General features: G+C 62.9%; 27 protein-coding genes. 16 read left to right on the forward strand and 11 right to left on the reverse strand.

Features of this window, described 5'->3' with window-relative positions; translation table 11 throughout:
- Positions 1 to 122 precede the first annotated feature (122 nt).
- Positions 123 to 773 (reverse strand): HAD family hydrolase, encoded by a 651-nt coding sequence (locus AK81_RS09695; protein ID WP_043198615.1) that lies wholly within the window; start codon positions 771 to 773, stop codon positions 123 to 125.
- Positions 774 to 894: 121 nt separating this feature from the next.
- Positions 895 to 1,443 carry a gamma carbonic anhydrase family protein gene (locus tag AK81_RS09700; protein ID WP_043198617.1) on the reverse strand — a complete coding sequence of 183 codons (549 nt, stop codon included), beginning with the start codon at positions 1,441 to 1,443 and terminating at the stop codon, positions 895 to 897.
- Positions 1,444 to 1,509: 66 nt separating this feature from the next.
- On the opposite strand from AK81_RS09700, the gene prlC reads away from it, so the two are divergent.
- The 5 genes from prlC (at position 1,510) to AK81_RS09725 (ending at position 7,881) form a co-directional block, all read left to right on the forward strand.
- Positions 1,510 to 3,597: an oligopeptidase A gene (prlC, locus tag AK81_RS09705; protein ID WP_043198620.1), complete on the forward strand. Its 2,088-nt coding sequence runs from the start codon at positions 1,510 to 1,512 to the stop codon at positions 3,595 to 3,597.
- Positions 3,594 to 3,875, forward strand: a complete 282-nt coding sequence (locus AK81_RS09710) for a YheV family putative zinc ribbon protein (RefSeq protein WP_016497397.1) — start codon at positions 3,594 to 3,596, stop codon at positions 3,873 to 3,875. Before prlC ends, AK81_RS09710 begins: the two co-directional genes overlap by 4 nt.
- 80 nt (positions 3,876 to 3,955) lie before the next feature.
- Complete coding sequence (locus AK81_RS09715) at positions 3,956 to 5,014, forward strand: PA0069 family radical SAM protein (protein ID WP_043198622.1); 1,059 nt, start codon at positions 3,956 to 3,958, stop codon at positions 5,012 to 5,014.
- Between the two features lie 423 nt (positions 5,015 to 5,437).
- Positions 5,438 to 6,157, forward strand: a complete 720-nt coding sequence (locus AK81_RS09720) for a carbonic anhydrase (RefSeq protein WP_016497399.1) — start codon at positions 5,438 to 5,440, stop codon at positions 6,155 to 6,157.
- Between the two features lie 191 nt (positions 6,158 to 6,348).
- The gene (locus AK81_RS09725) at positions 6,349 to 7,881 is read left to right on the forward strand and encodes a SulP family inorganic anion transporter (RefSeq protein WP_043198624.1); all 1,533 of its coding nucleotides are present in this window, start codon (positions 6,349 to 6,351) and stop codon (positions 7,879 to 7,881) included.
- Positions 7,882 to 8,011: 130 nt separating this feature from the next.
- Here the strand turns inward: AK81_RS09725 and AK81_RS09730 are convergent, their stop codons facing one another.
- Positions 8,012 to 8,653 carry a hypothetical protein gene (locus AK81_RS09730; RefSeq protein WP_043198626.1) on the reverse strand — a complete coding sequence of 214 codons (642 nt, stop codon included), beginning with the start codon at positions 8,651 to 8,653 and terminating at the stop codon, positions 8,012 to 8,014.
- Positions 8,654 to 9,021: 368 nt separating this feature from the next.
- Between AK81_RS09730 and coxB the strand changes: the two genes are divergently transcribed.
- From coxB to AK81_RS09750, 4 genes are read left to right on the forward strand one after another with little or no spacing between them, the layout of a single operon-like run.
- Positions 9,022 to 10,149 carry a cytochrome c oxidase subunit II gene (gene coxB / locus AK81_RS09735; protein ID WP_043198628.1) on the forward strand — a complete coding sequence of 376 codons (1,128 nt, stop codon included), beginning with the start codon at positions 9,022 to 9,024 and terminating at the stop codon, positions 10,147 to 10,149.
- Positions 10,150 to 10,192: 43 nt separating this feature from the next.
- On the forward strand, positions 10,193 to 11,782 hold the full coding sequence (gene ctaD, locus AK81_RS09740) for a cytochrome c oxidase subunit I (RefSeq protein ID WP_043198631.1): 1,590 nt from the start codon (positions 10,193 to 10,195) through the stop codon (positions 11,780 to 11,782).
- A 10-nt stretch (positions 11,783 to 11,792) separates the two neighbouring features.
- Complete coding sequence (locus AK81_RS09745) at positions 11,793 to 12,359, forward strand: cytochrome c oxidase assembly protein (protein WP_016484257.1); 567 nt, start codon at positions 11,793 to 11,795, stop codon at positions 12,357 to 12,359.
- Between the two features lie 16 nt (positions 12,360 to 12,375).
- Positions 12,376 to 13,263, forward strand: a complete 888-nt coding sequence (locus AK81_RS09750; RefSeq protein WP_043198633.1) for a cytochrome c oxidase subunit 3 — start codon at positions 12,376 to 12,378, stop codon at positions 13,261 to 13,263.
- Between the two features lie 185 nt (positions 13,264 to 13,448).
- On the opposite strand, the gene AK81_RS09755 is transcribed toward AK81_RS09750, so the two are convergent.
- Positions 13,449 to 13,652 carry a twin transmembrane helix small protein gene (locus tag AK81_RS09755; protein WP_043198635.1) on the reverse strand — a complete coding sequence of 68 codons (204 nt, stop codon included), beginning with the start codon at positions 13,650 to 13,652 and terminating at the stop codon, positions 13,449 to 13,451.
- 51 nt (positions 13,653 to 13,703) lie between these two features.
- Here AK81_RS09755 and AK81_RS09760 point away from each other — a divergent pair, with 51 nt between their 5' ends.
- Genes AK81_RS09760 through AK81_RS09780 form a run of 5 tightly spaced genes read left to right on the forward strand, consistent with a single transcriptional unit; the run spans position 13,704 to position 17,587 of the window.
- Positions 13,704 to 14,441 (forward strand): SURF1 family protein, encoded by a 738-nt coding sequence (locus AK81_RS09760; protein WP_043198637.1) that lies wholly within the window; start codon positions 13,704 to 13,706, stop codon positions 14,439 to 14,441.
- Positions 14,410 to 14,991, forward strand: a complete 582-nt coding sequence (locus tag AK81_RS09765; RefSeq protein ID WP_043198639.1) for a hypothetical protein — start codon at positions 14,410 to 14,412, stop codon at positions 14,989 to 14,991. The genes AK81_RS09760 and AK81_RS09765 overlap by 32 nt, the downstream gene beginning before the upstream one ends.
- Before the next feature lie 9 nt (positions 14,992 to 15,000).
- Positions 15,001 to 16,080 carry a COX15/CtaA family protein gene (locus tag AK81_RS09770; protein ID WP_043198641.1) on the forward strand — a complete coding sequence of 360 codons (1,080 nt, stop codon included), beginning with the start codon at positions 15,001 to 15,003 and terminating at the stop codon, positions 16,078 to 16,080.
- Entirely contained in the window at positions 16,065 to 16,958 is an 894-nt protein-coding gene (gene cyoE / locus AK81_RS09775) for a heme o synthase (protein WP_043198642.1), read from the forward strand. Before AK81_RS09770 ends, cyoE begins: the two co-directional genes overlap by 16 nt.
- Positions 16,955 to 17,587, forward strand: a complete 633-nt coding sequence (locus AK81_RS09780; protein WP_043198644.1) for an SCO family protein — start codon at positions 16,955 to 16,957, stop codon at positions 17,585 to 17,587. The genes cyoE and AK81_RS09780 overlap by 4 nt, the downstream gene beginning before the upstream one ends.
- A gap of 129 nt (positions 17,588 to 17,716) precedes the next feature.
- Here the strand turns inward: AK81_RS09780 and AK81_RS09785 are convergent, their stop codons facing one another.
- The 3 genes from AK81_RS09785 to AK81_RS09795 all read right to left on the reverse strand — a co-directional run bounded on the left by AK81_RS09785 (position 17,717) and on the right by AK81_RS09795 (position 20,230).
- Positions 17,717 to 18,487: a MetQ/NlpA family ABC transporter substrate-binding protein gene (locus AK81_RS09785; RefSeq protein WP_043198645.1), complete on the reverse strand. Its 771-nt coding sequence runs from the start codon at positions 18,485 to 18,487 to the stop codon at positions 17,717 to 17,719.
- A gap of 64 nt (positions 18,488 to 18,551) precedes the next feature.
- Positions 18,552 to 19,223, reverse strand: coding sequence for a methionine ABC transporter permease (locus AK81_RS09790; protein ID WP_043198646.1), 672 nt, complete (start codon positions 19,221 to 19,223; stop codon positions 18,552 to 18,554).
- A complete protein-coding gene (locus tag AK81_RS09795; RefSeq protein WP_043198647.1) occupies positions 19,223 to 20,230 on the reverse strand; it encodes a methionine ABC transporter ATP-binding protein in 1,008 nt (335 codons plus the stop codon). Before AK81_RS09795 ends, AK81_RS09790 begins: the two co-directional genes overlap by 1 nt.
- A gap of 228 nt (positions 20,231 to 20,458) precedes the next feature.
- On the opposite strand from AK81_RS09795, the gene katE reads away from it, so the two are divergent.
- Positions 20,459 to 22,594, forward strand: a complete 2,136-nt coding sequence (gene katE, locus AK81_RS09800) for a catalase HPII (protein WP_043198648.1) — start codon at positions 20,459 to 20,461, stop codon at positions 22,592 to 22,594.
- Positions 22,595 to 22,704: 110 nt separating this feature from the next.
- On the opposite strand, the gene AK81_RS09805 is transcribed toward katE, so the two are convergent.
- From AK81_RS09805 to zur, 4 genes are all read right to left on the reverse strand, one after another.
- Positions 22,705 to 23,412: a PA5502 family lipoprotein gene (locus AK81_RS09805; protein ID WP_043198650.1), complete on the reverse strand. Its 708-nt coding sequence runs from the start codon at positions 23,410 to 23,412 to the stop codon at positions 22,705 to 22,707.
- A 127-nt stretch (positions 23,413 to 23,539) separates the two neighbouring features.
- Entirely contained in the window at positions 23,540 to 24,322 is a 783-nt protein-coding gene (gene znuB / locus AK81_RS09810) for a zinc ABC transporter permease subunit ZnuB (protein WP_043198652.1), read from the reverse strand.
- A complete protein-coding gene (gene znuC / locus AK81_RS09815; RefSeq protein ID WP_012269923.1) occupies positions 24,315 to 25,088 on the reverse strand; it encodes a zinc ABC transporter ATP-binding protein ZnuC in 774 nt (257 codons plus the stop codon). The genes znuB and znuC overlap by 8 nt, the downstream gene beginning before the upstream one ends.
- The gene (gene zur, locus AK81_RS09820) at positions 25,085 to 25,570 is read right to left on the reverse strand and encodes a zinc uptake transcriptional repressor Zur (RefSeq protein ID WP_043198654.1); all 486 of its coding nucleotides are present in this window, start codon (positions 25,568 to 25,570) and stop codon (positions 25,085 to 25,087) included. The genes znuC and zur overlap by 4 nt, the downstream gene beginning before the upstream one ends.
- An 18-nt stretch (positions 25,571 to 25,588) precedes the next feature.
- Here zur and AK81_RS09825 point away from each other — a divergent pair, with 18 nt between their 5' ends.
- On the forward strand, positions 25,589 to 26,545 hold the full coding sequence (locus AK81_RS09825) for a zinc ABC transporter substrate-binding protein (protein ID WP_050491858.1): 957 nt from the start codon (positions 25,589 to 25,591) through the stop codon (positions 26,543 to 26,545).
- The last annotated feature ends 18 nt before the right edge of the window (positions 26,546 to 26,563 follow it).

Below are 26,563 nucleotides of genomic sequence, written 5' to 3' on the forward strand. Positions count from 1 at the left end.
TGCGGCCCATCCGACCGGTCCGGCGCCCCGGCAAGGCCGCTCCCACATTGATCGGCTTACGCAGAGCCTTTGTGGGAGCGGCCTTGTGTCGCGAAAGGGCTGCAAAGCAGCCCCCATGGCCCTCAAGCCTTGCTAAAAGCCTGATGCAACTCGGCTACCGTGGCGAAATGGTAAGCAGGTTCTTCGGCCATCAACTCTTCCCGGCTACCAAACCCATACCCCACCGCCGCCGCCTGCAAGCCATTGCTGCGCGCGCCAATCAGGTCATGCTTGCGGTCCCCGATCATCAACGTCTGCGCCGGGTCCAGCCCTTCTTCATCCAGCAGGTGGCGGATCAGCTCGACCTTGTTGGTGCGCGTGCCGTCCAGTTCGCTGCCATAGATCACCTTGAAGTGGTGGTCGAAGGCGAAGTGCCGGGCGATTTCCCGGGCAAATTCCCACGGTTTGGAAGTGGCGATGTACAGCGTGCGGCCCTGCCCGTTCAGGGCTTCGAGCAACTCCGGCACGCCCTGGAACACCAGGTTTTCGTACAGGCCGGTGACGCGGAAACGTTCCCGGTAGAAGTTCACCGCGTCCCAGGCCTTGGCTTCGTCGAAGCTGTAGAACTGCATGAAAGCCTGCAGCAGGGGTGGGCCGATGAAATGTTCGAGGCGGGCCAGGTCTGGCTCGTCGATGCCCAGCTTGGCCAAGGCATACTGGATCGAGCGGGTGATGCCCAGGCGAGGGTCGGTCAGGGTGCCGTCTAGATCGAACAGGATGTTTTGCTGATGCATGTATGAGGTTCCACTTGAGTGCTGCGTTGCCTTCTTCGCGGGCTTGCCCGCTCCCACAGGTATGGCGCTGGACCTGAAGGCTCCACTAAACCTGTGGGAGCGGGCAAGCCCGCGAATACGGTCATTCCGGTTGGTCGTAGCCTTCGGCCAGGTGCTGGTCCTTGAGCTTCACGTAGTTGCCGGCGCTGTAGGAGAAGAACGCGCGCTCTTTGTCGTTCAGCAGCCGGGCCTGTTTCACCGGGCTGCCCATGTACAGGTAACCGCTGACCAGGCGTTTGCCCGGCGGTACCAGGCTGCCGGCACCGATGATCACTTCGTCCTCGACGATGGCGCCATCCATGATGGTGCTGCCCATGCCGACCAGGATGCGGTTGCCCAGGGTGCAGCCATGCAGCATGACCTTGTGGCCGATGGTCACCTCGTCACCGATGATCAGCGGGAAGCCGTCCGGGTTGAACGGGCCGGCGTGGGTGATGTGCAGCACGCTGGCGTCCTGCACGCTGGTGCGCGCACCGATGCGGATGCGGTGCATGTCGCCGCGTACCACGGTCAGCGGCCAGACCGAGCTGTCTTCACCGATCTCCACGTCGCCCAGCACCACTGCCGAACGATCGACGAAGGCACGTAGTCCAACTTTCGGAGTGTGTTGCTGGAAGCTTCGGATGGCCATGATAGCGTCTCTCATCTGTGCCGATAGGCAGGGTGCCTGCTGCGGTCGGCGTCGATTGTAATTAAGATGGGGCAGTGTTTCTTCTGCCAAGGTATCCAAACCGTGACTGCGAACAACCCGCTTCTGCAATCCCACGATCTGCCGCCCTTCTCGCAAATCCGTGCCGAACACGTGTTGCCGGCGATCGAAGCTATCCTGGCCGACAACCGTAAAGCCATTGCCGAGATCCTCGAAAAGCAGGGCAAGGCCCCTACCTGGGCTGGCCTGGTGCTGGCGATGGACGAACTGAACGACCGCCTGGGCGCCGCCTGGAGCCCGGTCAGCCACCTCAATGCGGTGTGCAACAGCGCCGAGCTGCGTGAGGCCTACGAGTCGTGCCTGCCTGCGTTGAGCGCCTACTCTACCGAACTGGGCCAGAACCGCGCGCTGTTCGACGCCTACCAGGCGCTGATCGATAGCCCCGAAGCCGCCGGCTTCGACGTGGCGCAAAAGACTATTCTCGAACACGCCCTGCGTGACTTCCGCCTGTCGGGTATCGACCTGCCGGCGGACCAGCAGCAGCGCTACGCCGAAGTGCAAAGCAAGCTCAGCGAGCTGGGCAGCCGCTTCTCCAACCAGCTGCTCGACGCCACCCAGGCGTGGACCAAGCACGTTACCGACGAAGCCGCGCTGGCCGGCCTGACCGACTCGGCCAAGGCGCAGATGGCGGCCGCTGCCCAGGCCAAGGGCCTCGACGGCTGGCTGATCACCCTGGAATTCCCCAGCTACTACGCCGTGATGACCTACGCCAGCGACCGCGCCCTGCGCGAAGAGCTGTACGCTGCCTACTGCACCCGCGCCTCGGACCAGGGCCCGAATGCCGGCCAGTTCGACAACGGCCCGGTAATGCAGGAAATTCTCGACCTGCGTCAGGAACTGGCCGCGTTGCTGGGTTACAAGAACTACGCCGAGTTGAGCCTGGCCACCAAGATGGCCGAGTCCAGCGACCAGGTGTTGAGCTTCCTGCGTGACCTGGCCAAGCGCTCCAAGCCGTTTGCCGCCCAGGACCTGGAGCAGCTGAAGGCCTACGCCGCCGAGCAAGGCTGCCCTGAACTGGCCAGCTGGGACGCCGGCTACTTTGGCGAGAAGCTGCGCGAGCAGCGCTACAGCGTGTCGCAGGAAGCCCTGCGCGCCTACTTCCCGATCGACAAGGTGCTGGGTGGCCTGTTCAGCATCGTGCAGCGCCTGTACGGCATCGAAATCGCCGAGCTCAAGGGCTTCGACAGCTGGCACCCAGACGTGCGCCTGTTCGAGATCAAGGAAAACGGCCAGCATGTCGGGCGCTTCTTCTTCGACCTTTACGCCCGTGCCAACAAGCGCGGCGGTGCCTGGATGGATGGCGCCCGCGACCGTCGTCGCACTGCTGGTGGCGAGCTGCAGAGCCCAGTGGCCAACCTGGTGTGCAACTTCACCCCGGCCGCACCCGGCAAGCCTGCGCTGCTGACCCACGATGAAGTCACCACCCTGTTCCACGAATTCGGCCACGGCCTGCACCACCTGCTGACCCGCATCGAGCATGCCGGCGTTTCCGGTATCAACGGCGTGGCCTGGGATGCGGTCGAGTTGCCGAGCCAGTTCATGGAAAACTGGTGCTGGGAGCCAGAAGGCCTGGCGCTGATCTCCGGCCATTACGAAACCGGCGCGGCCCTGCCCCAGGACCTGCTGGACAAGATGCTGGCGGCGAAAAACTTCCAGTCGGGCATGATGATGGTGCGCCAGCTGGAGTTCTCGCTGTTCGACTTCGAGCTGCACGCCAGCCATGGCGACGGCCGCAGCGTGCTGCAGGTGCTCGAAGGCGTGCGTGACGAGGTGTCGGTCATGCGCCCACCGGCGTACAACCGCTTCCCCAACAGCTTTGCGCACATCTTTGCGGGCGGTTACGCGGCGGGCTACTACAGCTACAAGTGGGCTGAAGTGCTGTCGGCTGATGCGTTCTCGCGCTTCGAGGAAGAAGGCGTGCTGAATGCCGAGACCGGCCGTGCCTTCCGCGAGGCGATCCTGGCCCGAGGCGGTTCGCGCGAGCCGATGGTGCTGTTTGTCGACTTCCGTGGCCGCGAGCCATCCATCGATGCGCTGCTGCGCCATAGTGGTCTTACCGAAGGCGCTGCGGCGTGAGCGAGGTAGTTGTGAACAAGACCAAGAAACGCTTCATTGCCGGGGCGGTATGCCCCGCGTGCAGCGAGCCCGACAAGCTGATGATGTGGAGCGAAGACGACGTACCGCACCGCGAGTGCGTCGCCTGCGGGTTCACCGACACCCTCAACGAGCAGGGCTTGTCGGTGCCCAAGGAACTCGGCACCCGAGTCAACCACCTGGCACCCAAGGCGGCGCCGGCCAAGGTACAGACGGTGCAGTTCTTTCCTAATCCGAAGCTGAAGAAACCGACAGAGTAAGCACTGGCGGTCGGATCAGAGGCGCTGGTGGATTCAAGGCAGCTACGATACTGTATGTAAATACAGTATCGGGGTTAGCCATGAATCCTCCAGCACCACTAAAGGGCCGTGGCACGGCGCACAATCCGCACAACCGTTTTGCCGCCAACCATTCGGTGGCAGAGGACGACGGCTGGTATCAGGAAGTGCCGCAGACCCAAGGCACCGAGGTGCGCAGCGAGACGGCGAAATCGGTCATCTCCCGCAATACATCGCCCGACCTGCCCTTCGACCGCTCCATCAACCCTTACCGCGGCTGCGAACATGGCTGCATCTACTGCTATGCCCGCCCTTCCCATGCCTATTGGGACCTCTCCCCCGGCCTGGACTTCGAAACCAAGCTGATCGCCAAGACCAATGCCGCCGAAGTGCTCGCGCAACAGCTGAGCAAGCCGGGTTACGTGTGCGCGCCAATCAACCTGGGCTCCAATACCGACCCGTATCAGCCAATCGAGCGGGAACAGTTGCTGACCCGGCGTCTGCTGGAAGTGTTGCTGCGTTTTCGTCACCCGGTGACCATCGTGACCAAGGGCTCGCTGGTGTTGCGCGACCTCGACCTGCTGGCCGAAATGGCCCGGCAGCGTCTGGCACGGGTGATGATCAGCCTGACCACGCTGGACGATGACCTGAAGCGGGTACTGGAACCGCGGGCGGCGTCACCCAATGCCCGCTTGAGGGCCATCCGCGTGCTGCGCGAGGCGGGTGTGCCGGTGGGTGTGCTGTGTTCGCCGATGATTCCGATGATCAACGACAGTGAGCTGGAGCGCTTGCTGGAGGCTGCCAGGGAAGCGGGTGCACAGAGCGCGGCCTACATGATGCTGCGCCTGCCACTGGAAGTGGCGCCGCTGTTCGAGCAGTGGCTGCAGGACCATTACCCGCAACGGGCGGCCCATGTATTGAGCCTGATCCGCCAGAGCCGGGGCGGCGAGCTGTATGACAGCCGGTTTGGCGCGCGCATGCGCGGTGAAGGTGTGTTTGCCGAGCTGTTGGCACAACGGTTTGCCAAAGCCATGAAACGCCTTGATTTCGAAGGGCGCGAGGCGCAGGCGCTGGATTGCTCTGCCTTCTGCCCGCCCGGTGGGCAGATGGCCCTATTCTGATTCTTCGAACAGAGCAGGGCTTTTGTGGGAGCGGGCGTGCCCGCGAACACCGGCGCAGCCGGTGCCATACACCGTGTCGCCCCCTTCGCGGGCACGCCCGCTCCCACAGGTTCTGCGCAGCACTCAGGTTCCCACATGGGGCCCATTGCCAGCCCTCAATACAACTAATCCGAGCTAATAATTGCGCTAATACATATTGGCAGTTGATGTTTTTTTGCTATTATCAAGAACCCGCCTTTTATATCTGGAACGCCCGTTCTAGAGCCTTCGAATTAAGTTTCAGTTAAGTTTTCCCCGCTAGCGTAGGAAATCAGTCCACACCGACTGTGATCTATGGCCCGTGCGTGTCATCTAAAACCCTGCATAGCCAGAATCTTTCCCCGGTAAAATGGATTTACCAACACACCGTCAAGAGGATGAATCATGCCCGTCAAGGACCCATCCAAGGTCGTTCCGGAGGTACCCGCTGAGGGCGCCGATGCCGCCCTGAAGCACATCGTCGACGGCTTCCTGCGCTTTCACCATGACGTCTTCCCCGAGCAGCAAGAGCTGTTCAAGAAGCTCGCCACTGCGCAAACGCCGCGTGCCATGTTCATCACCTGCGCCGATTCGCGCATCGTCCCCGAGCTGATCACCCAGAGCTCGCCAGGCGACCTGTTCGTAACCCGTAACGTGGGTAACGTGGTACCGCCTTATGGCCAGATGAATGGCGGTGTTTCCAGCGCAATCGAGTACGCCGTACTTGCGCTGAAAGTGCACCACATCATCGTCTGTGGCCACTCCGACTGTGGCGCCATGCGTGCGGTACTCAACCCGCAATCGCTGACCAAGATGCCGACTGTTTCCGCCTGGCTTCGCCATGCCGAAGTGGCGCGTACCGTGGTCGAGAACAACTGCTCGTGCGGTACCGAACACGAAACCATGCAGGTGCTGACCAAGGAAAACGTGATCGCCCAGTTGCATCACCTGCGCACCCATCCTTCGGTTGCCTCGCGCCTTGCAGCCGGTGAGCTGTTCATTCATGGCTGGGTTTACGACATCGAAACCAGCAAGATCGAAGCTTATGACGCCATCAGCGACAGCTTCCTGCCCCTGGCTGCTGGCGAGCCGGTCCCCTGCGCTACTCCGAGAGGTCGCTACTAAGCGACCCATCCACCGCTAGAACCTTGATAGCCGGCTGCACCCTGTAGGGGTGTGGCGCGGCCTTCGGCTGCCTTGAATTCCCTGACTGACTTGCCGGCATACCTGCTGGCGGCCCGCGCCTGCGCGCGCGTCAGGGGCAAACGTGCCCACGGCCAGAGGAATGGCCGTGCGACAGAGAAAGGAGAAACACGGTGAACATTACACAGTTGAAAGCGGCCCTGCCGCGTGAGTTGCTGGCGTCGGTGGTGGTCTTTCTGGTGGCCCTGCCGTTGTGCATGGGCATCGCGATTGCCTCGGGCATGCCGCCGGCAAAGGGCCTGATTACCGGCATTATCGGCGGCATTGTGGTGGGTTTCCTCGCCGGTTCGCCGTTGCAGGTCAGTGGCCCTGCTGCCGGGCTGGCGGTACTGGTGTTCGAGCTGGTGCGCCAGCATGGCATGGCCATGCTCGGGCCGATCCTGTTGCTGGCCGGGCTGTTGCAGCTGCTGGCCGGGCGCCTGCGCCTGGGTTGCTGGTTTCGGGTCACTGCGCCAGCGGTGGTGTACGGCATGTTGGCGGGCATTGGCGTGCTGATCGTGTTGTCGCAGGTGCATGTGATGTTCGACACGGCGCCGCAGCCTTCCGGGTTGCAGAACCTGCTGGAATTCCCGTCCACCGTTGCCGCCGCCCTGCCACAGGAAAGCGCAGGCTCCGGCTGGATGGCCGGTGCGCTGGGCCTGGGCACCATCGCCATTATGTGGGGCTGGGAGCGGCTGCGGCCGCAGCGGCTGCGCTTCGTCCCTGGCGCCCTGTTGGGCGTTGCCGCCATGACCGTCATCAGTATGTGGCTGGCCTTGCCGGTAAACCGCGTGCAGGTGCCGGCAGACCTGTCCGAGGCCATCGACTGGCTCCGCCCGGCTGACCTGATGCAACTGGCCGACCCTACCCTGCTGGTCGCCGCCTTTGCCCTGGCCTTCATCGCCAGCGCCGAAACCTTGCTGTCGGCTGCGGCGGTAGACCGCATGCACAGCGGCCAGCGTTCGGACTTTGACCGTGAACTGTCGGCCCAAGGTATCGGCAACATGCTTTGTGGTGTGCTGGGCGCGCTACCGATGACGGGCGTGATCGTACGCAGCTCGGCCAATGTGCAGGCGGGGGCGCAGACGCGGGCTTCGGCAATCTTCCATGGCCTGTGGCTATTGGCCTTCGTGGTGGTGTTGAGCAGCGTGCTGCAGCAGATTCCGGTGGCGAGCCTGGCGGGTGTGCTGGTGTTTACCGGGATCAAGCTGGTTGATTTCAAGGCGTTTCGTGGCCTGGGCCGTTATGGCCGCATGCCGATGTTCACCTATGCGGCGACGGCGCTGGCGATCATCTTCACCGACCTGTTGACCGGCGTGCTGCTGGGCTTTGCCCTGACCCTGCTGAAGCTGGCGTTCAAGGCGGCGCGGCTGAAGATCAACCTGGTGAGCCTGGAGAAGGCCGGGCACATGGAGTTGCGGTTAAGTGGTGCGGCGACGTTCCTGAAGGTGCCGGCGCTGACCCAGGTGCTGGATACCGTACCGGCGGGCACCACGTTGCATGTGCCGTTGGGTAACCTGAGCTATATCGACCACTCGTGCCTTGAGCTGCTGGAGGACTGGGGCCGCAGCAATTCGGCCAATGGGTCGCGGTTGCTGATAGAACAGCGGCGGTTGAAGCGACGGATCGAGGGGCGGTTGCGGACTACGGCGGGGGTTGGGGCCTAGAGCTGAAATCTTTTTTGCCTGATCCGGCCCTTTCGCGGGCATGCCCGCTCCCACAGGATTGCGCCTTAGCTGAAACCAGCGCAAAACCTGTGGGAGCGGGCAAGCCCGCGAAGAGGCCGGGGCAGGAGTATCAGGCCGGCTGGCCCAGCTCGACACCCAGCTGCCGCGACAGGCACGGCCAGCGCTTCCACGCCTCGCCGGTTGCCGGGCTGCTCAGTTTCTCGCGGTAGGCCTCCACCGATTCCACCGCAAAGCTTTCGTCATTGAGCATTTCGTCAACCGAGTGATGCACCACTTCATCCAGCTGGTTGGCAAAGCTCTCGCCAATCAACTGGTGGGCAATCAGGTTGGCGACCGTGGTGTCGACCGGAATCAGCGGCTGCTGGAAGTGGCGGATGTACAGGTCATTCACCTCTTCCACCAGGCGGTGCGCCAGGTAGGCCTCATCCAGCAGGCAGTCCAGGCCGACATGCCCTTGCATCACGCTGGGCGGCTGCAGGAAGTAGGCCTCGGCAATTTTCAGTACAGGTTTGATCTGCGATTCGATCCCGGCTTCGCGGGCGACCTCGTGGGCGGCCTCCAGCAGTTCCGGAACCTGATCGATGTAGGCGCTGACGAAGCGCGCCAAAGTACCCTGGGCGTCCTGCTCAGGCAGTTGGATCGAGGGGTGCAGGTGGGGCAGTTGCAGCTCGAGACGCTCTTTCAATTGGCCGGTCTGGCCTTCATGTTGATGGGCTTGGCTTACCTGCTCGCGTACAGCAGCGATGTTCATGACAACTCCAGGGACATTACGTTTCAAACGGAAGACACTAAATTAGCTCGGTATACAGAATACCTAAGACGCATTTGTTATAAGCCGCGCAAACGTGTGCGCTGCCAGGCATATAAAAATGCCATTATTGCGCCACACCCTATCAAGCGCGCGGTTTTCAGACCATTCAGTCATTTCGTGAAGTTCATTTCACAGGCTTCATTGCGTGCCATTGGTCGCTGTCTATACTCCCGTTGAACGTGATTCGTTGATGAGGCCCGACTGCTTTTGCAGGGGCTCGGTCGTCGAAGCCAGGCAGTCTTGACCGCCGTTCCCTCTTGCCGCAGGCCACGCCTCCGGGACAACAAGAATTAGAAGGGGAACCCGCAATGATGCGACATCCACATGTCTGGATGGGCCTCCTGTTGTGGTCGGTTTTTGGTCAGGCCAACGCCGCCTGGACCGTGAACATGCACCCGGGGGCGACGGAAGTTTCCAACGCCGTCTTCGACCTGCACATGACCATCTTCTGGATCTGCGTGATCATTGGCATCGTGGTGTTCGGCGCGATGTTCTGGTCCATGGTCGTCCACCGCCGCTCCACAGGCCAGCAGGCCGCGCATTTCCACGAGCATACCTGGGTGGAAATCATGTGGACCGTGGTGCCCTTCCTGATCCTGGTGGTGATGGCCATACCGGCCACCAAGACCCTGATCGACATCTACGACGCCAGCGAGTCGGACATCGACATCCAGGTCACCGGCTACCAGTGGAAGTGGCACTACAAATACCTGGGCCAGGACGTGGAGTTCTTCAGCAACCTGGCCACCCCCGCCGATCAGATTCACAACAAGGCCCCCAAAGACGAGCATTACCTGCTCGAAGTCGACCAGCCGCTGGTGCTGCCGGTGGGCGCCAAGGTGCGCTTCCTGGTGACTGCCGCCGACGTCATCCACTCCTGGTGGGTGCCGGCCTTCGCGGTCAAGCGCGACGCCATCCCGGGCTTTGTCAACGAAGCCTGGACCCGTATCGAAAAGCCCGGCATCTACCGCGGCCAGTGCACCGAGCTGTGCGGCAAGGACCATGGCTTCATGCCGGTGGTGGTGGAGGTCAAATCCAAGGCCGACTACGACACCTGGCTGGGCGAGCGCAAGGCAGAAGCTGCCAAGCTCAAAGAGTTGACCAGCAAGGAATGGACCCTGGACGAGCTGGTGGCACGTGGCGACAAGGTTTACCACACCACCTGCGTGGCCTGTCACCAGGCCGAAGGCCAGGGCCTGCCGCCGATGTTCCCGGCGCTCAAGGGCTCGAAGATTGCCACCGGGCCGAAGGAAGGCCACCTGAGCATCGTCTTCCACGGCAAGCCCGGCACCGCCATGGCGGCGTTCGGCAAGCAGCTCTCGGAAGTCGACATTGCCGCCGTTGTCACCTACGAACGCAACGCCTGGGGCAACAACAAGGGCGACATGGTCACGCCGAAGGACGTGCTGGCGCTGAAGCAGGCAGAAGCGCAATGAACCGGGTTACTCGCGGCAATCAATGGGTTGCAGGAGACAGGACATGAGCACAGTGATCGACGACCACGCCCACGGCCATGAGCACGCCCACGGCCCGGCCAAGGGCCTGATGCGCTGGGTGCTGACCACCAACCATAAAGACATCGGCACGATGTACCTGTGGTTCAGCTTCATCATGTTCCTGCTCGGCGGCTCGTTCGCCATGGTGATCCGCGCCGAACTGTTCCAGCCCGGCCTGCAGATCGTCGAGCCGGCCTTCTTCAACCAGATGACCACCATGCACGGCCTGATCATGGTGTTCGGTGCGGTGATGCCGGCTTTCGTCGGCCTGGCCAACTGGATGATCCCGTTGATGATCGGCGCGCCCGACATGGCCCTGCCGCGTATGAACAACTTCAGCTTCTGGCTGCTGCCGGCAGCCTTCCTGTTGCTGGTCTCGACCCTGTTCAGCCCGGGCGGCGGGCCGAACTTCGGCTGGACGTTCTATGCCCCGCTGTCCACCACCTATGCGCCCGCCAGCGTCACCTTCTTCATCTTCGCCATCCACCTGATGGGCATCAGCTCGATCATGGGCGCGATCAACGTGATTGCCACCATCCTCAACCTGCGTGCGCCTGGCATGACCCTGATGAAGATGCCGCTGTTCGTCTGGACCTGGCTGATTACCGCGTTTCTGCTGATTGCGGTAATGCCGGTGCTGGCCGGCGTGGTGACCATGATGCTGATGGACATCCACTTCGGCACCAGCTTCTTCAGTGCCGCCGGCGGCGGTGACCCGGTGCTGTTCCAGCACGTGTTCTGGTTCTTTGGCCACCCCGAGGTGTACATCATGATCCTGCCGGCGTTCGGCGCGGTCAGCTCGATCATCCCGGCGTTCTCGCGCAAGCCGCTGTTCGGCTACACCTCGATGGTGTACGCCACCGGCGCCATTGCCTTCCTGTCGTTCATTGTCTGGGCCCACCACATGTTCGTGGTCGGCATCCCGGTGGTGGGCGAGCTGTTCTTCATGTACGCCACCATGCTGATTGCCGTGCCCACCGGGGTGAAGGTGTTCAACTGGGTCAGCACCATGTGGGAGGGCTCGCTCACCTTCGAGACGCCGATGCTGTTCGCCATCGCCTTTGTCATCCTGTTCACCATCGGCGGCTTCTCCGGGCTGATGCTGGCCATCGCCCCGGCGGACTTCCAGTACCACGACACCTACTTCGTGGTGGCGCACTTCCACTACGTGCTGGTGCCCGGGGCAATCTTCGGCATCTTCGCCTCGGCCTACTACTGGCTGCCGAAATGGACCGGCCACATGTACGACGAAACCCTCGGCAAGCTGCACTTCTGGCTGTCGTTCGTCGGCATGAACATGGCCTTCTTCCCCATGCACTTCGTGGGGCTGGCCGGCATGCCGCGACGCATCCCCGACTACAACCTGCAGTTCGCCGACTTCAACATGGTGTCGTCGATCGGTGCCTTCATGTTCGGCGCCACGCAGATCTTCTTCCTGTTCATTGTCATCAAGTGCATCCGCGGCGGCGCGCCGGCACCGGCCAAGCCCTGGGATGGCGCCGAGGGCCTGGAGTGGTCTATCCCCTCGCCTGCGCCCTACCACACCTTCCAGACACCACCGGAAGTGAAATAGGAAACCCGCCATGAACGGCCTGTCGCTGAAACGCCTGGTAACGCGCCTGCTGATGCTGACGGTGGTGATGTTCGCCTTCGGCTTCGCCCTGGTGCCGATCTACGACGTGATGTGCAAGGCCTTCGGCATCAACGGCAAGACCGGCGGGCAATACGAAGGCAGCCAGGTCAGCGACCCGTCGCGTTCGGTGCGGGTGCAGTTCATGTCGACCAATGCCAGCGACATGGTCTGGGACTTCTACTCCACGGCTGACCAACTGGAGGTCAACCCGGGGGCGGTGAACCAGATGATCTTTGTCGCGCACAACCCGACCGACCGGCCCATGAGCGCGCAGGCGATACCCAGCATCACCCCGGCCGAAGCCGCGGCGTACTTCCACAAGACCGAGTGCTTCTGCTTTACCCAGCAGGTGCTGCAGCCCGGCGAACGCATCGAGATGCCGGTGCGCTTCATCGTCGACCGCGACCTGCCGGCCAGCGTGAAGCACCTGACACTGGCCTACACCTTGTTCGACATCACCGCTCGCCACCCGCCGGTCGCGCATGTTGCGGCCCAGGACGTCCAGGGCGCCCGTTAAGGGAAGGAGAACAGCAATGGCAAGTCATCAGCACTACTACGTTCCGGCGCAGAGCAAGTGGCCGATCATCGCCACCATCGGCATGTTCATCACGGTGTTCGGCCTGGGCACCTGGTTCAACGACATGAAGGCCGGGCACCCGGAATCGCACGGGCCGCTGATCTTCTTCGTGGGCGCGTTGTTCCTGGCCTACATGCTGTTTGGCTGGTTTGGGGCAGTGGTCAAGGAGAGCCGTGCGGGGCTGTACAGCCCGCAGCTGGACCGCTCGTTCCGCTGGGGCATGAGCTGGTTCATCTTCTCTGAAGTGATGTTCTTCATGGCCTTCTTCGGTGCGTTGTTCTACGTGCGCGTACTCGCCGGGCCGTGGCTGGGGGGGGAAGGGGCCAAAGGGGTTGCACACATGCTGTGGCCGACCTTCGAATTCACCTGGCCGCTGCTGCACACCCCCGACCCGAAACTGTTCCCGCCGCCCAAGGAAGTGATCGACCCGTGGCACCTGCCGCTGATCAACACCATCTTGCTGGTCAGTTCCAGTGTGACCATCACCATCGCCCACCACGCCCTGCGCCGTGACCACCGCGGGCCGCTGAAATTCTGGATGGCCCTGACCATCCTGCTGGGGCTCAGCTTCATTGCATTGCAAGCCTTCGAGTATCACGAGGCCTACACCAAGCTGGGGCTGACGCTGGGTTCGGGGATTTATGGCGCGACGTTCTTCATGCTCACCGGGTTCCACGGTGCCCACGTGACCTTGGGCACGATCATCCTGATCGTGATGTTCGTGCGCATTTTGCGCGGGCACTTCAACCCGGAAAAACACTTTGGCTTCGAGGCGGCCAGCTGGTACTGGCACTTCGTTGATGTGGTGTGGGTGGGGTTGTTCATCTTTGTGTATGTGCTGTGACTGGCAAGACATGGCTATGCCGGCAGCACGGTCCCTGTAGGAGCGGCCTTGTGTCGCGATGGGCCGCGTAGCGGCCCCAAAACTGCCAATGCGATCTTTCAGGTGAGTCGGCGGTTGCAGGATTTGGGGCCGCTACGCGGCCCATCGCGACGCAAGGCCGCTCCTACAGGGAGCGGCGTAGGGGTTCAGAAGGGCGCGTGGGAGACCAGCTGGCCACTGATAAAGCCGTAGGCCACCAGGCCAATGGTCAGGGCCGCCAGGGTCACCCGCACGGTCAGTGCCTTCAGTAGGCGAGTCGAGTTTTCATCGTCCTTGACCAGAAACACCAGGCCACTGAACAGGCTGGCAATCGTGGCCAACAGCATCAGGACAATCGCGGCCTTGAGCATGGCGCTACTCCGGGGGGATGCGGTGATGTGGATAAGTATAGCGAGGCGCCCGTGAGGCCGTTTCGCCCAGGCTGGGTACCGACCCTGGTGGTGCTTGCACTGCTGCCGGGGCTGATCGCGCTTGGCTGCTGGCAACTCGGCCGTGCCGAGGAAAAGCGCGTGCTGCTGGCCACCTATGCCGAGCGGCGCATCGAGGCACCGATCACCACCGCCCAGCTCGCATCAAGCGACGACAACGCCTTTCGCCGCGTGCACCTGTACGGCCGCTTCGACGCCGAGCACAGCGTGCTCCTCGACAACCGCATGCGCGATGGCCAGGCCGGTGTCGAACTGTTGCAACCCTTCCATGACCAGGCCAGTGGCCAGTGGTTGCTGATCAACCGCGGCTGGCTGCCATGGCCAGACCGCCGCGTGCCGGTGCATTTCGATACCCCTTCACAGGCCTTGGCACTGGACGCCTCGGTGTACGTATCGCCCGGCAGCACATTCCAGCTGCATCCCGACCCTGAAGGCGGCCAATGGCCGCATCTGCTCACCGCCGTTGATGCCGCACAGTTTTGGCCAACCCTGGGCCGCGAAGGCTTTGCCCATGAGTTGCGCCTGGAGCCCGGCCCGGCGACCTATCGCCTGGATTGGCCGGTTGTCGCCATGGGCCCGGAAAAACACCTGGGCTACGCCGTGCAATGGTTTGCACTGGCTGGCGCACTGGTTCTGCTCTACCTCTATTTCGGCTGGCACCACAACAAGGAGAAACGCCATGGCCACCGCCACTCCACTGGACGTGCCTGAACGTAGCAAACCCAGAGCCCGCGGGCGTTTGCAGCTTTTGCTGATTCTGCTGGTGGTGCTCGGGCCGATGATTTTGGCTACCAGTATGTACAAGCTCAAGTTCTGGGTGCCGGAAGGCCGCAGCTACCACGGCGCCATGATCGGCAACGGTGAAAGCCGCACCGATATCGGCGTGGCAGGCAAGGACGAGCGTTGGCAATTGCTGGTCAGCGCACCCGAAGCCTGTGCCGAGGACTGCCAGCGCCTGGTGTACCTGGCCCGGCAGATCCAGGTGGGCCTGGGCCGTGATGCCAGCCGTGCCAGCCATGCGCTGGCCACCGCCCAACCGCTGAGCGCCGACTACCAGGCGCTGCTGGGCCGCGAGTACCCGCAGTTGCAACGCTACCCGCTGGATGCCCCGCGCTACCTGCAGAAGGTGGGCGAGCCTGGCCCGCAGCTGTGGATCGTCGACCCCCACGGCAACCTGGTGCTGCGTTACGACGGCAAGGCCAACGGCAAGCATGTGCTGGATGACCTGCGCCACCTGCTGAAGCTTTCCAACATCGGCTAGGAGCCTGCCATGGCCAGACCTGGATTCCGCATAGCTGTGTTCGCCACCCTGCTGGCACTGCTGGTTGTGCTGCTGGGTGCCTATACCCGCCTGACCCACGCCGGCCTCGGCTGCCCCGACTGGCCGGGTTGCTATGGCTTTATCAGCGTGCCCAAGAGCGAGGCTCAGCTCGCCCATGCCGAACTACACTTCCCCGATCACCCGGTGGAAGAGGCCAAGGGCTGGGCCGAGATGGTCCATCGCTATTTTGCCGGTACCTTGGCCATGGTGATTGCCCTGCTCGCCTTCCAGGCGCTGCGCCGGCATGCCCGCGATGGCCAGCCGTATCGCCTGCCGGTGCTGTTGCTGGGTGTGGTGCTGGCCCAGGCGGCTTTCGGCATGTGGACGGTGACCCTGAAGCTGTGGCCGCAGGTGGTAACGGCGCATCTGCTGGGCGGCTTCACCACCCTGAGCTTGCTGTTCCTGCTGTCACTGCGTCTGTCCCGGGCCTTTGCACCCTTGCCGAAACTGCCGCTGAGCCTGCGCCGGATCGCTGCGCTGGCGCTGTTGGTGGTGATCGGCCAGATCGCCCTGGGCGGCTGGGTCAGTGCCAACTACGCGGCGGTGGCCTGCATCGACCTGCCCACCTGCCATGGCCAGTGGTGGCCCGCGGCGGACTTCAGCAATGGCTTCCACCTCACCCAGCACGTCGGGCCCAATTACCTGGGCGGGCAACTGGACAGTGATGCCCGCACGGCCATCCACATCAGCCACCGCCTGGGCGCGCTAGTGGTGACCTGCGTGCTGCTGATGCTCAGCTGGAAGCTGTACCGCTGTGGCCTCCCCGGCCTGGCGCGGCTGGTGCTGCTGGCGCTGGCCCTGCAAGTGGGCCTGGGCATCAGCAACGTGGTGTTCCACCTGCCGCTGGCGGTGGCTGTCGCGCACAATGCCGGCGGGGTGCTGTTGCTGCTGAGCATGGTGCTGGTGAACTACCGCATTCGAGTGGTCGACAAGGTTCGCGTGGGTGTCGGCCAAGGTTGGCGCCTGCGGCCGGTGGCCGGTGTGGGCATTTCCCATCACATGAGGAACGACTCGTGGCGACGCTTCTGAGCGCACGACGGGCCAGCTGGCGCGATTACCTGGAGCTGACCAAGCCCAAGGTGGTGGTACTGATGCTGATCACTTCGCTGGCGGGCATGTTCCTGGCCACACGGGCGGGGGTCGGCTGGAGCGTGCTGCTGTTCGGCAACCTGGGCATCGGCTTGTGCGCTGGCGCTGCGGCGGTGGTCAACCATGTGGTGGACCGGCGCATCGATGCGCTGATGGCCCGTACCCACAAGCGGCCGCTGGCCCAAGGCCGGGTCGAGCCGCTGCCGGCGTTGCTGTTTGCACTGACGTTGGCGCTGCTGGGCATGGCCCTGCTGTTGGCGTTCACCAACGCCCTCACCGCCTGGCTGACCCTGGCCTCGTTGCTGGGTTATGCGGTGCTCTACACCGGCTTTCTCAAGCGCGCCACGCCGCAGAACATCGTCATCGGTGGTTTGGCCGGCGCCGCCCCGCCGTTGCTCGGCTGGGTGGCGGTAAGCGGCCATGTCAGCGCCGAACCCTTGTTGCTGGTGCTGATCATCTTCGCCTGGACCCCACCGCACTTCTGGGCCCTGGCCATCCACCGCAAGGAAGAGTACGCCAAGGCCGATATCCCCATGCTGCCGGTGACCCATGGCGAGCGCTACACCAAGCTGCATATCCTGCTGTACACCCTGATTCTGCTGGCGGTGAGCCTGCTGCCGTATGCCATCCACATGAGCGGCCCGCTGTACCTGGCCTGTGCCCTGGCCCTGGGCCTGCGCTTCCTGCAATGGGCCTGGGTGTTGTACCGTGGCAGCCGCCCGCACGCGGCGATCGGCACCTTCAAGTACTCTATCGGCTACCTGTTCGCGCTGTTCATCGCGTTGCTCCTCGACCACTACCTGTTGCTGAACCTATGACCCGAACCCAGAAAACCGTCTTTATCCTCGTCGCCCTGGTCGCGTTGATCCTGGGCCTGACCGTCAACAAGGTGCTCAATGGCCGCGACCAGCCCAACCCCACCGAGCTGATCGACGCCGGCATCATCCTGCTGCCGCAGAGCCGCGCCGTGGCCGACGTGACCATGACCAACCAGGACGGCCAGCCCGTGCAGCTGGATGACCTGAAAGGCAAATGGTCGCTGCTGTTCTTTGGCTACACCTACTGCCCGGACATCTGCCCGACCACCCTGGCCCAGTTGCGTCAGGTGAAGAGCGAGCTGCCCAAGGAAGCCGTCGACCGGCTGCAGGTGGTGCTGGTGAGTGTGGACCCCAACCGCGACACGCCGAACCAGCTGAAGCAGTACCTGGGCTATTTCGACAAGGACTTTGTCGGGGTGGCGGGCTCGATCGAAGACACCCAGAAGCTGGCCAATGCCTTGAGCATTCCGTTCATTCCGGCGGATACCAGCAAGCCGGGGTATACCGTGGATCACAGCGGTAACCTGGCGGTAGTCGGGCCGGATGGGCGTCAGCGCGGGTTCATTCGTGCGCCGTTCAACAACCAGAAGCTGGTGGCGCAGTTGCCCGGGCTTGTGAAGCGGGATTGAGAATACTGGGCCTGCTGCGCAGGCCTATCGCGACACAAGGCCGCTCCTACAGCGATCGGCGTACGCCTTACTTTGTGGGAGCGGCCTTGTGTCGCGAAAGGGCCGCAAAGCGGCCCCGGGGATGTTGGCTCAGAACGCCGGAACCACAGCGCCTTTGTACTTCTCGAGGATGAACTGCTTCACCTCAGGCGAGTGCAGTGCAGCCGCCAGTTTCTTCATGTCTTCCGAATCCTTGTTGTCCGGGCGGGCAACCAGGATGTTCACGTAGGGCGAGTCGCTGCCTTCGATGGCCAGGGCGTCTTTCGACGGGTTCAGCTTGGCTTCCAGCGCGTAGTTGGTGTTGATCAGGGCGGCATCGACCTGGGTCAGCACACGCGGGATGGTGGCGGCTTCCAGCTCGCGGAACTTCAAGCCCTTGTCGTTACCGGTGATGTCTTTGACGGTCGACAGGATGTTCTTGTTGTCCTTCAGCTTGATCACGCCTGCCTTGTCCAGCAGCAGCAGGGCGCGGCCGCCGTTGGTGGCATCGTTGGGGATGACCACGGTGGCGCCGGAGGACAGCTCTTTCAGGTCCTTGATCTTGGTGGAATACACGCCCAGCGGCTCGATGTGCACGCCAGCCACGCTTACCAGGTCGGTCTTCTTGGCCTTGTTGAACTCATCCAGGTACGGCTGGTGCTGGAAGAAGTTGGCGTCCAGGCGCTTTTCGGCCACCTGTACGTTCGGCTGGATGTAGTCGGTGAATTCCTTGACCTTCAGCTCCACGCCTTCTTTCGCCAGTTGTGGTTTGACGAAGTTGAGGATCTCGGCGTGCGGCACCGGGGTGGCGGCAACGGTCAGGGTATCGGCGTGGGCCGAGAAGGCCGCAACAGCGGCAGCGACAGCAAGCAGCTTCTTCATTGATCACTCCTTGTGAGGGCCGCGACGGCCCCCGAACGGGTCGGCCAGGCCGACCCCATTGGGGTTACTTACGGGAAAAATGCACGACCAGTTTGTCGCCCACGCTCTGCAGTACTTGAACCAGTACCAGCAGCAGTACCACGGTCACTACCATCACATCGGTCTGGAAACGCTGGTAACCGAAGCGGATCGCCAGGTCGCCCAGGCCACCGGCACCCACCACACCGGCCATGGCGGTATACGAAACCAGGGTGATGGCGGTGACGGTAATGGCCGCGAAGATACCCGGACGGGCCTCTGGCAGCAGCGCACTGGTAATGATCTGGCGGGTGGTGGCGCCCATCGACTGGGTAGCCTCGATGATGCCGCGGTCCACTTCACGCAGGGCGGTTTCCACCAGGCGGGCGAAGAACGGCGTGGCACCCACCACCAGCGGCGGGATGGCGCCGGCAACGCCCAGCGAGGTGCCGGTGATCAGCACGGTGAACGGGATCATCACGATCAGCAGGATGATGAACGGCAGCGAGCGCAGGATGTTGACCACCAGCGACAGCAGCGCATACACGCCCTTCTGCTCGAACATCTGCTTTGGCCCGCAGAGGAACAGCAGCACACCCAGTGGCAGGCCCAGCAGCACGGTGAAGAACAGCGAGCCGAACAGCATGATCATGGTGTCGATGGTGGCCAGCCAGATTTCGGCCCAGTCGACGTTGGCAAAGAAACTAAGGGCGTCCATCAACGCAGTACCTCCATATGTACATCAGCTGCCTTGAAGCGGGCGAACGCCGCTTCCATGTCTCCGCCGATCAGGGCGAGGGTGAGCTGGCCATAGGGGACATCCTTGATACGATCGATACGCCCGGCCAGGATGCTGTAGTCCACACCGGTTTCGCGGGCCACGGTGCCCAGCAGCGGCGCGTAGGTGGCGTCGCCCTGGAAGGTCAGGCGCACGATGCGGCCCGGTACGTGGGCAAAGTCGTCGCGTTGCTCGCCTTCATCGACCTGCTCGTCTTCCTGGACAAAGCGCTTGGTGGTGGGGTGCTGCGGGTGCAGGAACACATCGGCCACCGAGCCTTGCTCGACGATCTGGCCGGCGTCCATCACCGCCACGCAGTCGCAGACACGGCGGATCACGTCCATCTCGTGGGTGATCAGCACGATGGTCAGCTTCAGCTCACGGTTGATTTCGGCCAGCAGTTGCAGGACCGAGGCCGTGGTTTGCGGGTCGAGGGCACTGGTGGCCTCGTCGCACAGCAGGATCTTCGGGTTGGTGGACAGGGCACGGGCGATGCCCACGCGCTGTTTCTGGCCGCCGGACAGCTGCGCCGGGTACTTCTTGGCGTGGTCCGACAGGCCCACGCGGGCCAGCAGCTCGGTGACGCGCTTGTCGATTTCGCTGCGCGACAGCTCGCCGGCCAGGGTCAGTGGCAGGGCGACGTTGTCGGCCACGGTCTTGGAGGCCAGCAGGTTGAAGTGCTGGAAAATCATCCCGACCTGCTGGCGGAAGCCGCGCAGCTGGCTGGCGTTGAACGCGGTGACGTCTTCGCCGTCGACGATGATCTTGCCGCCGGAAGGTTCTTCCAGGCGGTTGATCAGGCGCAGCATGGTGCTTTTGCCGGCGCCGGAATGGCCGATCAGGCCGAACACCTGGCCATCTTCGATGGTCAGGCTGGTCGGATTCAGTGCGGGGATTTCCCTACCGGCAACGCGGTAGGTCTTATGTACCTGTTGGAACTCGATCACGTAGCGAACCTTGTGGGGCGCATTGAAATTTGGGTCAGCGGTTAGCTGGGGTCGCGCATTTTAGCCTTTTCCCATAGCTGTTCTTAGCATTTATTTCGTAATGCACCAATCCTTCGGGCATATCGCGACAACCGGTAATCCTGATTGAACGCTCGTCCAAGCCTTCTAGTCACTACTTGAACAAGCCCGAAAACGGGCACGCCTGAAGACTGACGAGGAGAGCCGATCATGCCCAGCAAGAAAACGGACGCGCCCAAGCAGAGTGAGGCCGCCGGCACCCAGACCCCTGACCGGGCCAACACCAATGCCAAGTTGCAGAGCCTGGAGGCCGATCGCAGCGATGCGACCGGCCATGCCCTGCGCACCAATCAGGGTGTACGCATCGCTGATAACCAGAACACGCTCAAGGCGGGAGATCGGGGGCCCTCGCTGCTTGAAGACTTCATCATGCGCGAAAAGATTACCCATTTTGACCATGAGCGTATCCCTGAGCGCATCGTGCACGCCCGCGGTACTGGCGCTCACGGGTTCTTCCAGAGCTATGGCAACCACGCCGAGCTGACCAAGGCCGGATTCTTGCAGGACCCGGAAAAGATCACGCCCGTCTTTGTCCGCTTTTCCACGGTCCAAGGCCCTCGAGGCTCAGGTGATACAGTGCGGGACGTGCGTGGTTTTGCGGTCAAGTTCTATACAGATGAAGGCAATTTCGACTTGGTTGGAAACAATATGCCGGTATTCTTCATTCAGGATGCCATCAAGTTTCCCGATTTTGTCCATGCGGTGAAGCCAGAGCCTCACAACGAGATACCCACCGGCGGCTCGGCACATGACACTTTCTGGGATTTTGTCTCGCTGGTGCCGGAATCCGCCCACATGGTCATGTGGGCCATGTCTGACCGCGCCATCCCGCGCAGTCTGCGCATGATGGAAGGCTTTGGCGTGCACACGTTCCGCCTGATCAACGCCGAGGGCGTGGCCAGCTTCGTCAAGTTTCACTGGAAACCGAAGCAGGGCGTACACTCCCTGCTGTGGGACGAAGCGCAGAAACTGGCGGGCAAGGACACCGATTTTCAGCGCCGTGACCTCTGCGAAGCCATTGAAACCGGCGATTACCCGGAATGGGAACTGGGCGTGCAGATCGTGCCTGAGGCAGACGAACACACATTCGACTTTGACCTCTTGGACCCGACCAAGCTCATTCCCGAGGAACTGGTACCGGTAACCCCGCTTGGCAAGATGGTCCTCAACCGCAACCCGGACAATTTCTTCGCCGAGGTCGAGCAGGTTGCCTTCTGCCCAGGTCATATCGTGCCGGGTATCGATTTCACCAATGACCCTCTGCTGCAGGGCCGGCTGTTCTCCTACACCGATACGCAGCTCAGCCGCCTGGGCGGGCCCAACTTCCATCAGATCCCGATCAACCGCCCTGTTGCGCCCAACCACAATAACCAGCGCGATGCCTTGCACCAGCACGTCGTACATAAGGGCCGGGCCTCGTACGAGCCGAATTCCATCGATGGCGGCTGGCCTAAGGAAACACCGCCCGCCGCACAGGACGGCGGCTTCGAGAGCTATCAGGAACGGGTCGATGCCTACAAGATCCGCCAGCGCAGCGAGTCGTTCGGGGACCACTTCTCGCAAGCACGGTTGTTCTTCCAAAGCATGAGCCCGACTGAACAACAGCACATCATCAAGGCCTACAGTTTCGAGTTGGGCAAAGTAGAACGCGAGGCCATTCGTGCCCGCGAAGTAAACGAGATTCTGGCCAACATCGACCTCAAGCTGGCGGCCGCAGTCGCGGCCAACCTGGGGCTGCCAGCACCCAAGGCGGGCACCGTTCAGGTGAAGGGCAGCAAGCTTGCCGAGTCGCCAGCACTGAGCCAGATGAACCATCCAGGGGTCGTGGGCATCAAGGGGCGCAAGATTGCCGTGCTGCTGGCCAATGGGGTGGATGCAGCGAGCGTCGACAGGCTGGTCAAGGCACTGGAGGCCCATAGCGCGAGGCCAATGCTGCTAGGGCCGACTTCGGCGCCTGTGAAGGCGGCGGATGGCAAGCAGCTACCGGTGGATGCGTCGATGGAAGGGATGCCGTCGATCATGTTCGACGGGATTGTCGTGCCTGCTGGCAAGGCTTCGACGGATGCCTTGGCGGCCAGCGGGCTGGCCAAGCACTTCGTGCTGGAAGGCTACAAGCACCTGAAAGCGCTGGTGTTGACCAAAGAGCTGGCGACCGGCCTGGGGCTGAAGGAGGACAAGGGGCTGTTGCTGGGGGATGACCAGAAGACCGTGGATGCCTTTGTCAAAGCGGTTGAAGGGCACCGGGTGTGGGAGCGGGAAGCGGCTGCGGAGGCTGTGCCGGCCTAGGGGGCTGCTTTGCAGCCCATCGCGACACAAGGCCGCTCCTACAGGAGATTGCATTCCCTTGTAGGAGCGGCCTTGTGTCGCGAAAGGGGCGCGCAGCGCCCCCAGTGTTTTCAGCGCTGATGCGGTACCAGAACCACCTGCGCCGGCAGCGAGCGCTGAATCTCATGCTTCTGCTTCAACTCGAACCCACTGTCGATCTTGCGCACGCGCTTCTCCAGCAAGGTCTTCAGCCACGGCGCATCGTCGGTACGCGGCACCTGGAACACCACTTCGCAGTCATAACTCACCACATCGGCGGCAATGTCATCGAGCTGGCGGCGCATGGCGCGGCTGTCAGTGGTCTTCAAGGCCACCACCGTGCTTGGCGCTGTCGGGTCGATGATGCGTGCCTTGGGCTTGGCTTCAGCGGCCTTCAGGGCAGCCTCTGCCTTCTCCAGCTCGGCCTTGCGTGCCTGGGACAGGGGATCGCCACCGGTCACTGCCGGGGCTTGCGGCATCAGTGCGCGGGCACGGGCCAGGGCGGTAGCGGCCGCGTTCACATCGCCCTTTTGCAAGACGATCTGGCTGCGTTGCAGATAGGCTTCGGCCAACTGACGCTGGTATTGCTCCAGGCGTACGTCGTCAGGCGACTGCGCTTGCAGGGCTGCCAGCTGGTCTTCGGCAGTGGCCAGCTCGTTGCTGGCGATGTTTTGTTGCAACTGCTGCCAGGCATCGGCTTGGGCAGGTGCGGGGGCCTGTTCGACCGGCGCGCTGGAACAGGCAGCCAGGAGCAGGGAAAACGCGGCAACAAGCAGATAACGGGAGGCGAACGGCTTCATTCCTGCGACTCTCTATTTGCGCAAAAAGCGAGCAAGTCTACACCCAGGTGCGCACGCTCGAAAACAGGTCTTACAGACCCTTTACCCGGCAAAAGGTTGCAAGGCGTGCCTTCACACGCCCTGCCTTTCAGCGTTTTGGCAGGGCCAGGCTCAGCAAGAATAGCACCGCCGCGCAGACCACGATCGACGGGCCGGCGGGGGTATCCTTGAACCAGGACATGGCCAGGCCTGCGCAGACCGCGGTAACGCCCAGCAGGCTGGCGCCCACGGCCATCTGCTCGGGGGAGCGGGCGTGACGCTGCGCCGCAGCCGCCGGGATGATCAGCAGGGAGGTGATCAGCAGCACACCGACGATCTTCATGGCCACGGCAATCACCACAGCAATCAGCAGCATCAGTGCCAGGCGCAGGCCGGCAACGGGCAGGCCTTCGACCGTGGCCAGTTCTTCGTGCACGGTGACTGCCAGCAGCGGCCGCCACAGCGCGGCAAGCAGCGCCAGCACCAGCGCACTGCCGCCGAGGATCCAGGCCAGGTCCGTGGTGCTGATGGCCAGCAGGTCACCGAACAGGTAGGCCATCAGGTCGATGCGCACATCGTGCATGAAACTCAGTACCACCAGGCCGAGCGACAGGGTGCTGGGGGCAAGAATGCCGAGCAGGGTATCGGAGGCCAGTGGTTGGCGTTGCTGCAAGGTCACCAGCAGGATCGCCAGCAGCAGGCAGCCCACGGTTACCGCCAGCGCCGGGCTGACGTCCAGGGCAAAGCCCATGGCCACACCGAGCAAAGCGGCATGGGACAGGGTGTCGCCAAAATAGGCCATGCGCCGCCATACCACGAAGGAACCCAGCGGGCCGGCAACCAGCGCCAGGGACAAGCCGGCAAGCAAGGCGTAGAGAAGAAAATCAGCCATGCTTGCAGTGCTCTCCGTGAACATGGGTGCCAGGGGCGACCACCGAACCGTGCAGGTCGTGGCTGTGGTCGTGGTGGTGGTGGTAGATGGCCAGGCTCGGCGCGGTCTGGCCAAACAGTTCGACGAACGCCGGGTCGCCGCTGACTTGCTCGGGGTGGCCCGAGCAGCACACGTGACGGTTCAGGCACACCACCTGGTCGGTGGCGCTCATCACCAGGTGCAGGTCGTGGGACACCATCAGCACGCCGCAGCCATGGCGGTCGCGCAGGCGGGTGATGAGGTTGTACAGCTCGGTCTGGCCGACCACGTCCACGCCCTGCACCGGCTCGTCGAGCACCAGCAACTGGGGTTCGCGCAGCAGGGCGCGGGCCAGCAGCACGCGTTGCATCTCGCCGCCGGAAATGGTCTGGATCGGGCTGTCGATGACCTGTTCGGCGCCCACTTCCTGCAACGCCGACAAGGCTGCGGCGCGGTCTACGCCGGGCACCAGGCGCAGGAAGCGCAGCACCGACAGCGGCAGCGTGGCATCGACCTGAATCTTTTGCGGCATGTAGCCAATGCGCAGCTTCGGCTTGCGCCATACCTTGCCGCGGTGTGGCTTGAGCAGCCCGAGCACGGCGCGCACCAGGGTGGTCTTGCCCGCCCCGTTGGGGCCGATCAGGGTGACGATCTGGCCGGGTGCGACCGACAGGTCGATGCTGTCGAGCACCGCCTCGCCGCCAAAGGTGACGCCGACCTGCTCCAGGCGGATCAGGGCATCGCTCATGCCGCGCTCCGGCAGCTGCCGCACAGGCCGACAACTTCCACGGTCTGGGTCTCGACCGTGAAGCCCACGTCTTTGGCGCTGTTGATGATGGCGTCGCTGATGCTGCTCTGCTCAAGCTCGATGGCCACATGGCAGGCCCGGCAAATCAGGAACTGGCCCTGGTGCACGTGCTCGGGGTGGCTGCAGCCCATGAAGGCGTTGAGCGAGGCGATGCGGTGCACCAGGCCGTTTTCCAGCAGGAAGTCCAGCGCGCGGTACACCGTGGGCGGCGCGGCGCGGCGGCCGTCCTGCTCGCTGAGCACGGCGAGGATGTCGTAGGCGCCCAGCGGCTTGTGGCTTTGCCACACCAGCTCCAGCACACGGCGGCGCAGCGCGGTCAGGCGCAGGCCCTGGCGGGTGCACAAGGCGTCGGCTTCAGCCAGTGCGCTGTGTACGCAATGGGAATGATCGTGAGGACGGTTGGCCAGCGGCGTGATGGACATGGGCAGCGACGGTTCTGGATGGAGACGTTATTATGTTACCTGTTTCTGACGACTCGAGTATCCACCGTGTCCCGATTCCTAGCTCTGTTTGTCGCTTTCATCGCATTTTCCGCCCAGGCCGATGTGCGTGTGCTCACCAGTATCAAACCCCTTCAGCAGATTGCCGCCGCCGTGCAGGATGGCGTTGGCAGCCCTGACGTGTTGCTGCCGCCAGGCGCTTCGCCGCACCACTATGCATTGCGCCCGTCCGACGTGCGCCGGGTAGGTGATGCCGACCTGCTGTACTGGATCGGCCCGGACATGGAGAACTTCCTGCCGCGGGTGCTGGGCAGCCGCAGCAAGCCCACGGTGGCCGTGCAGTCGCTGACGGGCATGAAGCTGCGTCACTTTGGCGAGGACAGCCATTCCCATGAGGAAGAAGACCACGACGACCATGACCACGATCACCGTCCAGGCAGCCTGGATGCGCACTTGTGGTTATCGTCGGTCAATGCGCGGGTAATCGCGGCAAAAATGGCGGCTGACCTGGCCCAGGTCGACCCGGCTAACGCGGCTCGCTACCAGAGCAACCTGAAGGCCTTCGATGAGCGGCTTGATGCACTGGATGGGCGTATCAAGGCGCGGGTGGACGGTATTGCCGACAAGCCGTACTTCGTGTTCCACGAAGCGTTCGATTACTTCGAGGCTGAATATGGCTTGAAGCACACCGGCGTGTTCAGCGTGGCGTCCGAGGTGCAGCCTGGGGCGCAACATGTGGCAGCCATGCGCAAGCGCCTGCAGGAAGTGGGCAAGACCTGTGTGTTCAGCGAGCCGCCGCTGCGGCCGCGCCTGGCCGAGACCCTGACTGCCGGGTTGCCGGTACACCTGGCTGAGCTGGATGCGTTGGGCGGTACCGACCCGGTGGATGGCAAAGGCTATGAGCGCTTGCTGGAAAAGCTGGGCGGTGATCTGGCGGGTTGCCTGGAGCAGCTGTAAGCCTGTACCGGCCTCTTC

It is taken from the genome of Pseudomonas putida W15Oct28 (assembly GCF_000708715.2).
Lineage (GTDB): Bacteria > Pseudomonadota > Gammaproteobacteria > Pseudomonadales > Pseudomonadaceae > Aquipseudomonas > Aquipseudomonas putida_R.

Coding starts and splice junctions, on each gene's coding strand:
- AK81_RS09695 (WP_043198615.1), bottom strand. CDS start 773: ATGCATCAGCAAAACATCCTGTTCGATCTAGACGGCACCCTGACCGAC.
- AK81_RS09700 (WP_043198617.1), bottom strand. CDS start 1,443: ATGGCCATCCGAAGCTTCCAGCAACACACTCCGAAAGTTGGACTACGT.
- prlC (WP_043198620.1), top strand. CDS start 1,510: ATGGGGCAGTGTTTCTTCTGCCAAGGTATCCAAACCGTGACTGCGAAC.
- AK81_RS09715 (WP_043198622.1), top strand. CDS start 3,956: ATGAATCCTCCAGCACCACTAAAGGGCCGTGGCACGGCGCACAATCCG.
- AK81_RS09720 (WP_016497399.1), top strand. CDS start 5,438: ATGCCCGTCAAGGACCCATCCAAGGTCGTTCCGGAGGTACCCGCTGAG.
- AK81_RS09730 (WP_043198626.1), bottom strand. CDS start 8,653: ATGAACATCGCTGCTGTACGCGAGCAGGTAAGCCAAGCCCATCAACAT.
- coxB (WP_043198628.1), top strand. CDS start 9,022: ATGATGCGACATCCACATGTCTGGATGGGCCTCCTGTTGTGGTCGGTT.
- ctaD (WP_043198631.1), top strand. CDS start 10,193: ATGAGCACAGTGATCGACGACCACGCCCACGGCCATGAGCACGCCCAC.
- AK81_RS09745 (WP_016484257.1), top strand. CDS start 11,793: ATGAACGGCCTGTCGCTGAAACGCCTGGTAACGCGCCTGCTGATGCTG.
- AK81_RS09750 (WP_043198633.1), top strand. CDS start 12,376: ATGGCAAGTCATCAGCACTACTACGTTCCGGCGCAGAGCAAGTGGCCG.
- AK81_RS09755 (WP_043198635.1), bottom strand. CDS start 13,652: ATGCTCAAGGCCGCGATTGTCCTGATGCTGTTGGCCACGATTGCCAGC.
- AK81_RS09765 (WP_043198639.1), top strand. CDS start 14,410: ATGGCCACCGCCACTCCACTGGACGTGCCTGAACGTAGCAAACCCAGA.
- AK81_RS09770 (WP_043198641.1), top strand. CDS start 15,001: ATGGCCAGACCTGGATTCCGCATAGCTGTGTTCGCCACCCTGCTGGCA.
- AK81_RS09780 (WP_043198644.1), top strand. CDS start 16,955: ATGACCCGAACCCAGAAAACCGTCTTTATCCTCGTCGCCCTGGTCGCG.
- AK81_RS09785 (WP_043198645.1), bottom strand. CDS start 18,487: ATGAAGAAGCTGCTTGCTGTCGCTGCCGCTGTTGCGGCCTTCTCGGCC.
- AK81_RS09790 (WP_043198646.1), bottom strand. CDS start 19,223: ATGGACGCCCTTAGTTTCTTTGCCAACGTCGACTGGGCCGAAATCTGG.
- katE (WP_043198648.1), top strand. CDS start 20,459: ATGCCCAGCAAGAAAACGGACGCGCCCAAGCAGAGTGAGGCCGCCGGC.
- AK81_RS09805 (WP_043198650.1), bottom strand. CDS start 23,412: ATGAAGCCGTTCGCCTCCCGTTATCTGCTTGTTGCCGCGTTTTCCCTG.
- znuB (WP_043198652.1), bottom strand. CDS start 24,322: ATGGCTGATTTTCTTCTCTACGCCTTGCTTGCCGGCTTGTCCCTGGCG.
- znuC (WP_012269923.1), bottom strand. CDS start 25,088: ATGAGCGATGCCCTGATCCGCCTGGAGCAGGTCGGCGTCACCTTTGGC.
- zur (WP_043198654.1), bottom strand. CDS start 25,570: ATGTCCATCACGCCGCTGGCCAACCGTCCTCACGATCATTCCCATTGC.
- AK81_RS09825 (WP_050491858.1), top strand. CDS start 25,589: ATGGAGACGTTATTATGTTACCTGTTTCTGACGACTCGAGTATCCACC.